Here is a 12,494-nt window from a genome sequence, read left to right as displayed (position 1 = left end):
CTGAACGGGTGACGAGCCAGGCCCCCTCCCCCGAGACCGCATCCCTCACCGGCGCGCTGCGCAACCCCGTCGGCGGCCATGTGCCGGTGGCCGGCGGGCTGCACACGACCGGCCTCTCCTACGCCCGTGAGCTGGAGGCGGAGACCGTGCAGGTCTTCGTCGCCAATCCGCGCGGCTGGGCCACGCCCGCCGGGAACCCGAAGCAGGACGAGGCGTTCCGGCAGGCGTGCGCGGAGGAGTCGGTCCCGGCGTACGTCCACGCGCCGTATCTGATCAACTTCGGCTCGCACACCGAGGCCACCGTCGAGAAGTCCGTGGAGTCGCTGCGGCACTCGCTGCGGCGCGGCCGGGAGATCGGCGCGCTCGGGGTCGTGGTGCACACCGGCAGCGCGACCGGCGGCCGGGCCCGTGAGGTGGCGCTCAAGCAGGTGCGGGAGCAGATGCTGCCGCTCCTGGACGAGCTGACCCACGACGACGACCCGTTCCTGCTCCTGGAGTCGACGGCCGGGCAGGGTGCCTCGCTGTGCTCGCGCACCTGGGACTTCGGGCCGTACTTCGAGGCGCTTGACGCCCATCCGAAGCTCGGTGTCTGCCTGGACACCTGTCACATCTTCGCCGCCGGGCACGATCTGACCGGGCCCGACGGGATGCGGCAGACGCTGGATCTGCTGGTGGAGACCGTGGGCGAGGGGCGGCTGAAGCTGATCCACGCCAACGACTCCAAGGACGTGGCGGGCGCGCACAAGGACCGGCACGAGAACATCGGCGCCGGGCACATCGGCGAGGAGCCGTTCCGCGTCCTGCTGAACCACCCCGCGACGGCGGGCGTGCCGCTGGTCATCGAGACCCCGGGCGGCAAGGAGGGCCACGCGGCGGACGTGGCCCGGCTCAAGCGGCTGCGCGACGGCTGAGGTCCGCCGCCGCTCAGGGGGCGCGGCTCAGAGTTCGGGGCCGTCCCCCGGCTGCTCCTGGTAGGAGTAGCGCTGCTCGCGCCACGGGTCGCCGATGTTGTGGTAGCCGCGCTGCTCCCAGAAGCCGCGCCGGTCGGCGGTCATGTACTCCACCCCGCGCACCCACTTGGGGCCCTTCCAGGCGTACAGGTGCGGGACGACCAGGCGGGCCGGGAAGCCGTGCTCGGCGGTGAGGAGTTCGCCGTCCTTGTGGGTGGCGAAGACCGTGTGGTCCGAGGCGAAGTCCTCCAGGCGCAGATTGGCGCTGAAGCCGTACTCCGCCCAGACCATCACATGGGTGACCCCGGGTGCGGGCGGCGCCAGATCGAGGACCGCGCGGGCGGGCACCCCGCCCCATTCGGCGCCCAGCATGCTGAACTTGGTGACGCAGTGCAGGTCGGCCACGACCGTGGCGTACGGCAGGGCCGTGAACTCCTCGTGGGACCAGGCGTGTTTGCCGCCGTCGGCGGTGGTGCCGAAGACCTGGAAGTCCCAGCGCTCGGGACGGAACTTCGGCACCGGGCCGTAGTGGGTGACGGGCCAGCCGCGCTGGAGCCGCTGCCCCGGCGGAAGTTCTGCCTCTGCGCGTGCTCCGGACGCACGTTCCACCGGATGACCCATGCCTCCATCCTGACAGACCGGAGAGGGTGCATCCGACCGGCATCACGCCAATGCGGACATAACTCACTAAGTATGCACTTACTGGACGACTTCGGGCACCGGTGAAATCATGCGGCACCATCAGCAAGGATTGCCCGGAAGGAGTCCATCCCGATGCAAGGCGACCCCGAGGTCATCGAGCTGCTCAACGAACAGCTCACCGCCGAGCTCACCGCGATCAACCAGTACTTCCTGCACGCCAAGCTCCAGGACCACAAGGGGTGGACGAAGCTCGCCCAGTACACCCGGGCCGAGTCCTTCGACGAGATGCGGCACGCGGAGGTCCTGACCGACCGCATCCTGCTCCTTGACGGCCTGCCCAACTACCAGCGGCTCTTCCATGTCTCGGTCGGGCAGACCGCGACGGAGATGTTCCAGGCCGACCGGCAGATCGAGATCGAGGCCATCGAGCGGCTGCGCCGGGGCGTGGAGATCATGCGCGCCAAGGGCGACATCACCTCGGCGAACGTCTTCGAGGCGATCCTGGCCGACGAGGAGCACCACATCGACTATCTGGAGACCCAGCTGGACCTGATCGACAAGCTGGGCGAGGCACTGTATCTGTCGACCACGATCGAGCAGAGCCAGCCGGACTCGTCGGGGCCGGGGACGGGCGGCTTCTCCACCCACTGAGGGCCGAGCAGCCAGGCGGTCAGGCGGCGGGCCGCTGCGGCAGGGGCTCGGCGGCGGTCGCGGTGACCAGGACCGGGGGCCGCTGGGCGATCTGCTCGCGGCGCGGGCAGGCGCCCCGGCCGAGCAGGGCCTGGATGCGGCGGACACAGCCGCCGCAGTCGGTGCCCGCCTTGCAGGCGGAGGCGATCTGGCGCGGGGTGCAGGCGCCGTCCTGGGCGTGCTGCGCGACCTGCTGCTCGGTGATGCCGAAGCAACTGCAGACGTACACCCGGTTCACCTCCGACGAGAACGCCGTATCGCGCCATCCCGTATCTCGGTGAGGCAAACCTAACCTAACCCAGCGGTCGGGGGTCGGGAAAGCCGTGGGGCGCGGATCGTCTGTGATCCGCGCCCCACTTCATGCTTCAGGCCACTTCGGCCTCACTGGTCGCGGTACATCTCCGCGACGAGGAAGGCGAGGTCCAGCGACTGGCTGCGGTTGAGCCGGGGGTCGCAGGCCGTCTCGTAGCGCTGGTGGAGGTCGTCGACGAAGATCTCGTCGCCGCCGCCCACGCACTCGGTGACGTCGTCGCCGGTCAGCTCCACGTGGATGCCGCCCGGGTGGGTGCCCAGGCCCTTGTGGACCTCGAAGAAGCCCTTGACCTCGTCGAGCACGTCGTCGAAGCGGCGGGTCTTGTGCCCGGAGGCCGCCTCGAAGGTGTTGCCGTGCATCGGGTCGGTCACCCAGACCACCGTCGCGCCGGAGGCCGTGACCTTCTCGACCAGCTCGGGAAGCCGGTCGCGGATCTTGTCGGCGCCCATGCGGACGATGAACGTCAGCCGGCCCGGCTCCCGGTCGGGGTCGAGCCGGTCGATGTAGCGCAGCGCGTCCTCGGCCGTGGTGGTCGGACCGAGCTTGATGCCGATCGGGTTGCGGACCTTGGAGGCGAACTCGATGTGCGCGCCGTCCATCTGCCGGGTGCGCTCACCGATCCACACCATGTGCCCGGAGACGTCGTACAGCTTGCCGGTGCGGGAGTCGACCCGGGTCAGGGCCGTCTCGTAGTCGAGGAGCAGCGCCTCGTGCGAGGAGTAGAACTCGACGGTCTTGAACTCCTCCGGCTCGGCGCCGCAGGCCCGCATGAAGTTCAGCGCGTTGTCGATCTCCCGGGCCAGCTGCTCGTAACGCTGGCCGGAGGGGGAGGACTTCACGAAGTCCTGGTTCCAGGCGTGCACCTGGCGCAGGTCGGCGTAGCCGCCGGTGGTGAAGGCGCGGACCAGGTTCAGCGTGGAGGCGGAGGCGTGGTACATCCGCTTCAGCCGCTCGGGGTCCGGGATACGGCTCTTCTCGGTGAAGTCGAAGCCGTTGACGGAGTCGCCCCGGTAGACCGGGAGGGTCACGCCGTCCCGGGTCTCGGTGGGCTTGGAGCGCGGCTTGGAGTACTGGCCCGCGATCCGGCCGACCTTGACCACCGGCACGGAGGCCGCGTAGGTCAGCACGGCGCCCATCTGGAGGATCGTCTTGACCTTGGCGCGGATGTCCTCCGCGCCGACGGCCTCGAAGGACTCGGCGCAGTCGCCGCCCTGGAGCAGGAACGCCTCCCCCTTGGCGACGGACGCCAGACGGGCACGCAGCTGGTCGCACTCGCCCGCGAAGACGAGGGGCGGATAGGCCGACAGCTCCGCGATCACTTCGCGCAGAGCCTCGGCATCCGGGTATTCGGGCTGCTGCGCCGCGGGCAGGTCTCGCCAGGTCGCCTCGGCGGCGACGGCTCGGGAATCAGCGTTCACGGTCACCCTGTAAACATTACGGGGTCGCCACCCGTGCTCCCGGTCCGGCTCGAAAGGTGAGACGAAGTGACTGCCCCGTGGACGGGCCGCCGGTACGGTAGGGTCTTTTCCATGTTCGCGCCGACGATCCAGAACTGGTGGTGGACCGCTTCTCCGGCGGCCCGCTGACTGCGCGTACTCAAGACTTCGCGAAGGCCGCCCGAGGGGCGGCCTTCGGTGTTTTCCGGAGTCCTCTCCTCGACCGGCGTCCGCCGTCCCGCTCCCCGGACCGACGCAAGAGGACTCCATGAACCCGACCGACCCCACCGATCTCTCCCTTCTCGCCGACGATCCGCGCCCCTTCGCCCTGCTGCACCGCCGCACCCCGGGCCGCGAGGAGCCCGCGGTGGAGGTGCTGCTCGGCCCGGTCACCGCCCGCGAGCGCCTGGCCGACCTGCCCGACGAGGGGCTGGCGCTGATCCCGTTCCGCCAGATCCGCGAGCGCGGCTTCGACGTGCGCGACGACGGCACCCCGCTCCTTGTGCTGACCCCCGAGGAGTCGTACGAGGTCCCGCTCGCGCGGGCGCTGGACACCCTGCCGGACCACGAGGTGCGGGTGGAAGGCGGCGGCTTCGACGTGGCCGACGAGGAGTACGCGGAGATCGTCGGGCGGGTGCTGCGCGAGGAGATCGGGCGCGGCGAGGGCGCCAACTTCGTGATCCGGCGGACCTACCAGGGCGAGATCCCGGGCTTCTCGCGGACGGATGCCCTCGCGCTGTTCCGGCGGCTGCTGGCGGGTGAGCGGGGCGCGTACTGGACGTTCGTGGTGTTCACCGGGGACCGGACGCTGGTCGGGGCCAGTCCCGAGGTCCATGTGCGGATGTCGGGGGGCACGGTGGTGATGAACCCGATCAGCGGGACGTACCGCTATCCGGCCGAGGGGCCGACGCCGGAGCGGCTGCTGGACTTCCTCGCCGACGCCAAGGAGACCGAAGAGCTGTCCATGGTGGTCGACGAGGAGCTGAAGATGATGTGCACCGTCGGCGACCGGGGCGGGGTCGTGATCGGGCCCCGGCTCAAGGAGATGGCGCACCTCGCGCACACCGAGTACGAGCTGCGCGGCAAGACCTCGCTGGATGTGCGGGACGTGCTGCGGGAGACCATGTTCGCGGCGACGGTCACCGGGTCGCCTGTGCAGAACGCGTGCCGGGTGATCGAGCGGTACGAGCCGACCGGGCGCGGCTACTACGCGGGGGCCCTCGCCCTGCTGGGCCGGGACTCCGGGGGCGCGCGCACGCTGGACTCCCCCATCCTGATCCGCACCGCCGACATCGCCGCCGACGGGCGGCTGAGCGTGCCGGTCGGGGCGACCCTGGTGCGCGGCTCGGATCCGGCGGGCGAGGTGGCCGAGACCCATGCGAAGGCGGCGGGCGTGCTGGCCGCGCTCGGGGTGCGCCCGGCCCGGCCGCGCACCGAGCGGGCGCTGCCCCGGCTGGCGGAGGATCCCCGGGTGCGGGCCGCGCTGGACGGACGGCGCGCGGCGCTGGCGCCGTTCTGGCTGCGGATGCGGGAGCCCGCCGCTCCGGTCGGCGCGCACGCGCTGGTGATCGACGGCGAGGACACCTTCACCTCGATGCTGGCGCACGTGCTGCGCTCGGCGGGCCTGGAGGTGACCGTGCGCCGCTACGACGAGCCGGGGCTGCGCGAGACCGCGCTGGCGCACGAGGGCCCGCTGGTGCTGGGTCCGGGCCCGGGCGACCCCGGCGATCCGGCGGACCCGAAGATGCGGGTGCTGCGGGAGCTGACGGCGGCGGCCCTGAGCGCGCATGCGCACGGGGTGTTCGGGGTGTGTCTGGGCCACGAGCTGATCGCGGCCGAGCTGGGCCTGGAGATCGTCCGCAAGAAGGTGCCGTACCAGGGCGCGCAGACCACGATCGACTTCTTCGGGCGCCCGGAGACGGTCGGCTTCTACAACAGCTTCGTGGCGCGCTGCGACGACGAGGCCGCCGCCGAGCTGGCCGCGCACGGCGTGGAGGTGAGCCGGACGGCGGACGGCGAGGTGCACGCGCTGCGCGCGGACCGGTTCGTCTCGGTGCAGTTCCACCCCGAGTCGGTGCTGACCCTGAACGGGGCGGCGCTGGTCCGGGACCTGGTGCTGCGGCCCCGGACGGCGACCGCGTAGCCGCGCCAAACCCGTCAGCCGAAGAACACCCCGGCCTCCTCGTACAGCTCCGGTGTGACCGTCTTCAGCGTGGCCGTGGCCTCCGCGATCGGGACGCGCACGATGTCGGTGCCCTGGAGGGCGACCATCACCCCGAAGTCGCCCTCGTGGACGCAGTCGACGGCGTGCAGCCCGAAGCGGGTGGCCAGCCAGCGGTCGAAGGCGCTCGGGGTGCCCCCGCGCTGGATGTGCCCGAGCACGGTGGTGCGGGCCTCCTTGCCGGTGCGCTTCTCGATCTGCTTGGCCAGCCACTCCCCGACCCCGGAGAGCCGGACGTGCCCGAAGGAGTCCAGGGACTCGTCCTTGAGCACCACGTCCCCGTCCTGCGGCATCGCGCCCTCGGCGATGACGACGATGGGGGCGTACGACGCCTCGAAGCGGGAGGTGATCCAGCCGCACACCTGGTCCACGTCGAAGCGCCGCTCGGGGATGAGGATGACGTTCGCGCCCCCGGCGAGCCCGGAGTGCAGGGCGATCCAGCCCGCGTGCCGCCCCATGACCTCGCAGACCAGGACCCGCATATGGGACTCGGCGGTGGTGTGCAGCCGGTCGATGGCCTCGGTGGCGATGTTGACGGCCGTGTCGAAGCCGAAGGTGTAGTCGGTGCCGGAGAGGTCGTTGTCGATGGTCTTGGGCACCCCGACGCAGGGCACCCCGTGCTGCTCGTACAGCTCGGCGGCGACCCCGAGGGTGTCCTCGCCGCCGATCGCGATCAGGGCGTCCACGCCTTCCTCGCGCAGATGTTCCTTGACCCGGCGCACCCCGTCGTCCTCCTTGAGCGGGTTGGTCCGCGAGGAGCCGAGGATGGTGCCGCCCCGGGGCAGGATGCCGCGCACGGCGGGGATGTCCAGGGGGACGGTGCGGCCCTCCAGCGGGCCGCGCCAGCCGTCCTTGAAGCCGGTGAAGTCGTACCCGTACACCTGCACGCCCTTGCGGACGATGCCTCGGATGACGGCGTTGAGACCCGGGCAGTCGCCGCCACCGGTCAGTACTCCGACGCGCATGGAATGTCCCTTCGCCGAGGTGTCCCGACCCAGCCACGTTAATCGTGATACAGCTCACGCACCGAGGTGGGAAGGGCGATTCCGGTGAATTACGGGACCGCGCGGGGGCTCACTCGTCGTCGAGGCCGCGTTCGATGGCGTAGCGGACCAGCTCGACGCGGTTGTGCAGCTGGAGCTTGCCGAGGGTGTTCTGGACGTGGTTCTGGACCGTGCGGTGCGAGATGACCAGGCGTTCGGCGATCTGCTTGTAGCTCAGGCCCTTGGCGACCAGGCGCAGCACCTCGGTCTCCCGGTCGGTGAGCCGGGGCGCGCCGGGGGCGTCGGTGTCGGGCGCGGGGGCGGGCTCGGCGGCCAGGCGCCGGTACTCGCCGAGGACCAGGCCGGCCAGGCCCGGGGTGAACACCGGGTCGCCCGCGGCGGTGCGGCGTACGGCGTCGGTCAGCTCCTCCGTGGAGGCCGACTTCAGCAGATAGCCGGTGGCGCCGGACTTCACGGCCTCCAGCACGTCGGCGTGCTCGCCGCTCGCGGACAGCACGAGGACGCGCAGGGCCGGGTCGTGGGCGACGAGTTCCTTGCACACCTGGACGCCGGGCTTGGCGGGCAGGTTCAGGTCGAGCACGAGCACGTCGGGGGCGGCGGCCTTGGCGCGGCGTACGGCCTGGTCGCCGTCGCCCGCCGTGGCGACCACGGCGAAGCCGGACTCGGCCAGGTCGCGGGCGACCGCGTCGCGCCACATGGGGTGGTCGTCCACCACCATGACCTTGATCGGGTCCTGCTCCGTCATCGCTTCTCCGCCTTCCCCCGTGCCCCTTCGGCGCTCTTCGGTACCGTCAGCTCGACCTCCGTGCCCTGGCCCGGCACCGAGATCAGTTCGGCGCTGCCGCCGAGGTCGCGCAGCCGTCCCCGGATCGACTGGGCCACGCCGAGCCTGCCCTCGCCCTCGGCCTCGGCGAGCCGGCCCTCGGGGATGCCGGGGCCGTCGTCGCGGACGGTGACCACGATCGCGTCCGGCTCGTCCTCGACGAGGATCCAGGCGCGGGCCCCGTCGCCCGCGTGTCCGCGCACATTGTCCAGGGCGGCCCCGACGGCGGCGGCCAGTTCCCGCGCGGCGGCCGGGGGCAGCGGCACCGGGGCGCCCGGCTCGGCCAGGCTCACCCGGGCCCCGGCGTACGGCGCGAGCAGGGTGCGCAGGTCGAGCGGGCCCTCGTCCGGGGGTACGGCGGCCTCGTCGCGCGGCGTCGCGGGGCCCGGGTCCAGTGGCGTACGGGAGAGCGGGAGCAGGCCGCCGGAGACCAGGGTGCGCAGGGCGACCTCCTGTTCGCCCGCGAGCCGCCCCAGCTCGGCCGCCTCGCCGCCGATGACCGCGCCGCGCCGCTGCACCATCGCGAGCACCTGGAGCACGCTGTCGTGGATGTCCCGGGCCAGGCGCTCGCGTTCCCGGGTGGCGGCCTCGATCTCCAGGGCGCGGGCGAGGGTGCGCTCGGAGGCACGGGCGACCTCGACGACGTAGCCGATGGCGATGGAGGCGAGCCAGACCAGGATGACGTTGTGCACCGTGTCGCGGGTGGGGGCGCCGCGCTCGATCAGGTTGGCGGCGGCGACGGCCGTGGAGGCGATCGCGGCCCAGCGCCAGCCGCCCTTGAGGGCGAAGGCCAGCACCGCCCCGGCCGTCCATATCGACGGCAGGGTGGGTCCGCCGCCCGCGATCCGCGCGGGGTCGTCGATGAGCGGGGTGAGCAGGATGCCCGTCACGGCGACGGTCAGATCGGCCGCGAGGAAGCCCCGGGTGCAGCGCTCGGCGCCGGTGACCCGGGGCAGGGTGACGGCCGTCCACCCGAGCAGGACCGCGTAGTACGCGACGGCGGCCCAGGGGCGGACGAAGTGGTCGAAGGCGGTGACGCCCAGACCGATGGCGTACAGCGCCGTCAGGACGCGGTATCCGGCGAGCGCGCGCCACAGCGGCAGCTCGACCGACATCCGCAGGACCCGTCCACGACCGGCCACGACCGCCCCCCGTCTCCCCCGGTACCGCTTCCCCCGCCGCTGCCCCGCCCCGGGCGCTAGGCCCCGGCCTTCTCCGGCTTGTCCCCGCCGGTGCCCGCCTGCGCGGCCTCCTTGGCGGCCTTCGCCGCCTCCGCGATCTGCCGCTTGGCGGCGGTCGCGTACATGTCCACGTACTCCTGGCCCGAGAGCTTCATGATCTCGTACATGACCTCGTCGGTCAGCGCCCGCAGCACGAACCGGTCGTGGTCCATGCCCTGGTAGCGGCTGAAGTCGAGCGGCTTGCCTATCCGGATGCCGGGCCGCATCAGCTTCGGCATCACCTTGCCGGGCGGCTGGATCTTCTCGGTGTCGATCATTGCGACCGGGATGACCGGCGCGCCCGTGGCCAGCGCCACGCGTCCGAGGCCGCCGGGCTTGCCCCGGTAGAGGCGGCCGTCGGGCGAGCGGGTGCCCTCGGGGTAGATGCCGAACAGCTCGCCGCGCTCGAGCACGTCTATGCCGCTCTTGATCGCCGCCTCGCCCGCGCCGCGCGCGCCGGAGCGGTCCACCGGCAGCTGTCCGACGCCCTTGAAGAAGGCGGCGGTCAGGCGTCCCTTGACGCCCGGCGTGGTGAAGTACTCCGCCTTGGCGATGAAGGTGACCTTGCGGTTCAGCATCGTGGGGAGGAAGAACGAGTCCGAGAAGGACAGGTGATTGCTCGCCAGGATCGCGGGGCCCTCGTCCGGGATGTTCTCCAGACCCTCCACCCAGGGCCGGAAGGCGACCTTGAGCGGCCCTCCGATGGCGAGCTTCATCGTGCCGTACAACACCCGTGTTCCTCCTGAGTTCCGTCGAACAGACCTTAACCCGGTCCGCGGCCGATGGACCCGACGACCCTGGTCGGTGTCGGTACGGTCGCGTACGGTGAAGCACATCCGCCGGTTCCGCACGCCGCTTTTCCCGAACCGTCCCGCACGCACCGGACAAGTCCCCTTCGCCCCTTCTCGGAACAGGAGCCCCAAGGTGCCGGTCCTTCCCGGAGCAGAGCCGTACCGCCACGAAGGCGGGGAGGTGGGTGTCCTCCTCTGTCACGGCTTCACCGGCTCGCCCCAGTCGCTGCGCCCCTGGGCGGAGCACCACGCCGCGCACGGCCTGACCGTCTCGCTGCCCCTGCTGCCCGGGCACGGCACCCGCTGGCAGGACATGGCGGCCACCGGCTGGGCCGACTGGTACGCGACGGTCGACCGCGAGCTGCGGCTGCTGACCGAGCGCTGCTCGCAGGTCTTCGTGGCCGGTCTGTCCATGGGCGGCGCGCTCTCCCTCGCGCTGGCCGCGCGGCACGGCGACCGGATCGCCGGGGTGGTCGTCGTCAACCCGGCGAACCGGGTGCACGGCCTCTCGGCGTACGCCCTTCCGCTGGCCCGGCATCTGGTGCCCGCCACGAAGGGCATCGCCAGCGACATCGCCAAGGCGGGCGCCGAGGAGCTGGGGTACGACCGGGTGCCGCTGCACGCCGCGCACTCGCTGCGCCAGTCCCTGCGCCGTCTGGACGGCGAGCTGCCCCGGGTCACCCAGCCGTTGCTGCTGCTGCGCAGCGCGCGGGACCATGTGGTGCCGCCGGTCGATTCGGCGCGGGTGCTGAGCCGGGTGTCCTCCGCGGACGTAACGGAGGTCGTGCTGGAACAGAGTTACCACGTGGCGACGTTGGACCACGACGCGGACCGGATCTTCGAGGAGAGCCTTGCTTTCGTCGGTCGGCTCGCGCCCCGTGCCGACGAGGAAGGGAAGGCCCCAGTTGGCTGAGCACGACTCCGATCGCGAGGACCGCGAGGACCGCGAGCCGGACGAGCCGGGCGTGCCCTTCGACGAGGAGGCCGCCTGGAAGGCGATCGTCGCCGGGTACGGCGAGGAGCCGGTGGACCCGCCGGGTTCCCGGCCCTTCCGACCCGTCGAGGATCTGGCGCTGCCGGAGATGGACCCGGAGGAGCCCGCCGTGGCCACCGGCACGGACACCACCGGCACGGACAAGGACGGCGACGGCGAGGAACCGGGTCCGCCCAGGGCCGCCCGCCCGCTGGGCAGCTCGGTGTCGTTCGCGCCCGGGATAGGACCTCAGGCCGGGCCGCGCGACCACAGCCCGCCCGAGCCCTCCGACGACGACTTCGACGAGGACGACGAGGGCCACTTCGTACCGCCCGAGCCGCCGCCGCTGCCGGTGGCGGACACCACGGCGAAGTTCGCCTGGCTCGGCGTGATCGGCGGCCCGGTGCTGCTTCTGCTGGCCGTGCTGCTCGGCTGGGAGATGACCTGGTGGCTGGCGACCTGCGGGATCGGCGGCTTCGTGGGCGGCTTCGTCACGCTGGTGACGCGGATGCGCACGGACGACGAGGACGGGGGCGGGGACGACCCCGGGCGCGGGGCCGTCGTCTGAGACCTTCGGCGCGCTTCAGGACGCCGGGATGCTGAGGGCGGCCAGGACCGGGAGATGGTCCGAGGCCGCCCTCAGGTCTTCCCCGGTGACGCCGGGCAGGTCCGTCGGCACACCGCAGGCCAGCACCTCGATGCCCTTGGTGGCGAAGAGCGCGTCGATACGGCGCTCGGGCGCGGCGGCCGGGAAGGTGTCGGCGCCGCCCTCGGGGGCCGTGGTCCGGCAGTCCTGGAGTCCGGCGGCCAGGCTCCGGAAGGTCGCGCCCTCGGGGTCCTCGTTGAGGTCGCCGCCCGCGAGCGCGTGCTCGGTGCCCAGTCCTGCCAGGCGGTCGAGGAGCGCGGCGCCCTGCTCGCGGCGCTCGTCCCGCTGGAGGCTGAGGTGGCAGCTGAGGACGCCGAGGCGGGCCCTTCCGAAGCGGACGACGGCGGTGGCGAAGCCGCGCCGGTGCAGTCCGGGGGTGAGCGGGAGGAGGACGTCCTCGGTGCGGTCGACCGTGGCGCGGAGCGAGCAGAGGATCGCGGGCCCTGCGGCGGGGGCGCCGCCGGTGAGGTAGGTCTGGCCGGTGGCGTTCGCGAGGCGGGTGAGCTTTTTGCGCCAGCGGAAGAACCGGGGGGCCTCCTGGAGGAGGACGAGGTCCGGGGCGCAGGCGGTGATGACTCTGGCCAGGGCCTCGGTGTCGTCCTTCAGGGAGCGGATGTTGTAGGTCAGGACCCTGATGACCGCTGAACCGTCGGGTTCTGTGCGGGAGTTGGGGAACGGGGTTGCCATGGGGTCAACTTACGCGGTTCCGGTGTCGGGGCGCCTCATGCCCAGGGGCGCGGGATCGTGTGCGACTGCCGGTACGTCGTGGCTTGTCGCGCAGTTCC

The 12,494-nt window shown here is 72.1% G+C and carries 14 protein-coding genes; 6 read left to right on the top strand and 8 right to left on the bottom strand.

The annotated features are described in order from the left end of the window. Positions 1-8: 8 nt before the first annotated feature. Complete coding sequence (locus tag B079_RS0109580; protein ID WP_018545572.1) at positions 9-911, top strand: deoxyribonuclease IV; 903 nt, start codon at positions 9-11, stop codon at positions 909-911. 27 nt (positions 912-938) lie between these two features. Here the strand turns inward: B079_RS0109580 and B079_RS0109575 are convergent, their stop codons facing one another. Beyond that, positions 939-1,571: a sulfite oxidase-like oxidoreductase gene (locus B079_RS0109575; protein WP_018545571.1), complete on the bottom strand. Its 633-nt coding sequence runs from the start codon at positions 1,569-1,571 to the stop codon at positions 939-941. A gap of 153 nt (positions 1,572-1,724) precedes the next feature. Here B079_RS0109575 and bfr point away from each other — a divergent pair, with 153 nt between their 5' ends. After that, positions 1,725-2,243, top strand: coding sequence for a bacterioferritin (gene bfr / locus B079_RS0109570; RefSeq protein ID WP_018545570.1), 519 nt, complete (start codon positions 1,725-1,727; stop codon positions 2,241-2,243). A gap of 19 nt (positions 2,244-2,262) precedes the next feature. Here bfr and B079_RS31615 read toward each other — a convergent pair whose 3' ends face one another. Together B079_RS31615 and B079_RS0109560 are read right to left on the bottom strand one after the other, a co-directional pair. Continuing rightward, a complete protein-coding gene (locus B079_RS31615) occupies positions 2,263-2,511 on the bottom strand; it encodes a (2Fe-2S)-binding protein (RefSeq protein ID WP_018545569.1) in 249 nt (82 codons plus the stop codon). Positions 2,512-2,663: 152 nt separating this feature from the next. After that, positions 2,664-4,019: a class II 3-deoxy-7-phosphoheptulonate synthase gene (locus B079_RS0109560; protein ID WP_018545568.1), complete on the bottom strand. Its 1,356-nt coding sequence runs from the start codon at positions 4,017-4,019 to the stop codon at positions 2,664-2,666. Positions 4,020-4,124: 105 nt separating this feature from the next. Between B079_RS0109560 and B079_RS36525 the strand changes: the two genes are divergently transcribed. Next, positions 4,125-4,181, top strand: a complete 57-nt coding sequence (locus B079_RS36525) for a trp operon leader peptide (RefSeq protein WP_356098408.1) — start codon at positions 4,125-4,127, stop codon at positions 4,179-4,181. Between the two features lie 118 nt (positions 4,182-4,299). Next, on the top strand, positions 4,300-6,174 hold the full coding sequence (locus tag B079_RS0109555) for a phenazine-specific anthranilate synthase component I (protein WP_018545567.1): 1,875 nt from the start codon (positions 4,300-4,302) through the stop codon (positions 6,172-6,174). Positions 6,175-6,188: 14 nt separating this feature from the next. On the opposite strand, the gene B079_RS0109550 is transcribed toward B079_RS0109555, so the two are convergent. From B079_RS0109550 to B079_RS0109535, 4 genes are all read right to left on the bottom strand, one after another. Then, positions 6,189-7,217 carry a 6-phosphofructokinase gene (locus B079_RS0109550; protein WP_018545566.1) on the bottom strand — a complete coding sequence of 343 codons (1,029 nt, stop codon included), beginning with the start codon at positions 7,215-7,217 and terminating at the stop codon, positions 6,189-6,191. Positions 7,218-7,326: 109 nt separating this feature from the next. After that, on the bottom strand, positions 7,327-8,001 hold the full coding sequence (locus B079_RS0109545) for a response regulator (RefSeq protein WP_018545565.1): 675 nt from the start codon (positions 7,999-8,001) through the stop codon (positions 7,327-7,329). Next, positions 7,998-9,221, bottom strand: coding sequence for a MacS family sensor histidine kinase (gene macS / locus B079_RS0109540; protein ID WP_026248517.1), 1,224 nt, complete (start codon positions 9,219-9,221; stop codon positions 7,998-8,000). Before macS ends, B079_RS0109545 begins: the two co-directional genes overlap by 4 nt. Positions 9,222-9,277: 56 nt before the next feature. Beyond that, complete coding sequence (locus B079_RS0109535; protein WP_018545563.1) at positions 9,278-10,030, bottom strand: 1-acyl-sn-glycerol-3-phosphate acyltransferase; 753 nt, start codon at positions 10,028-10,030, stop codon at positions 9,278-9,280. 193 nt (positions 10,031-10,223) lie between these two features. Here B079_RS0109535 and B079_RS0109530 point away from each other — a divergent pair, with 193 nt between their 5' ends. After that, a complete protein-coding gene (locus tag B079_RS0109530) occupies positions 10,224-11,003 on the top strand; it encodes an alpha/beta hydrolase (RefSeq protein ID WP_018545562.1) in 780 nt (259 codons plus the stop codon). Further along, positions 10,996-11,631, top strand: coding sequence for a hypothetical protein (locus B079_RS0109525; protein ID WP_018545561.1), 636 nt, complete (start codon positions 10,996-10,998; stop codon positions 11,629-11,631). Before B079_RS0109530 ends, B079_RS0109525 begins: the two co-directional genes overlap by 8 nt. Before the next feature lie 15 nt (positions 11,632-11,646). On the opposite strand, the gene B079_RS0109520 is transcribed toward B079_RS0109525, so the two are convergent. After that, positions 11,647-12,396 (bottom strand): endonuclease/exonuclease/phosphatase family protein, encoded by a 750-nt coding sequence (locus B079_RS0109520; protein WP_018545560.1) that lies wholly within the window; start codon positions 12,394-12,396, stop codon positions 11,647-11,649. Positions 12,397-12,494: the final 98 nt, after the last annotated feature.

The sequence above is a fragment of the Streptomyces sp. LaPpAH-108 genome (assembly GCF_000373625.1).
Classification (GTDB): domain Bacteria; phylum Actinomycetota; class Actinomycetes; order Streptomycetales; family Streptomycetaceae; genus Streptomyces.
Note: the sequence above shows the minus strand (reverse complement) of the source record. Positions and strands in the feature narration are given on the sequence as shown.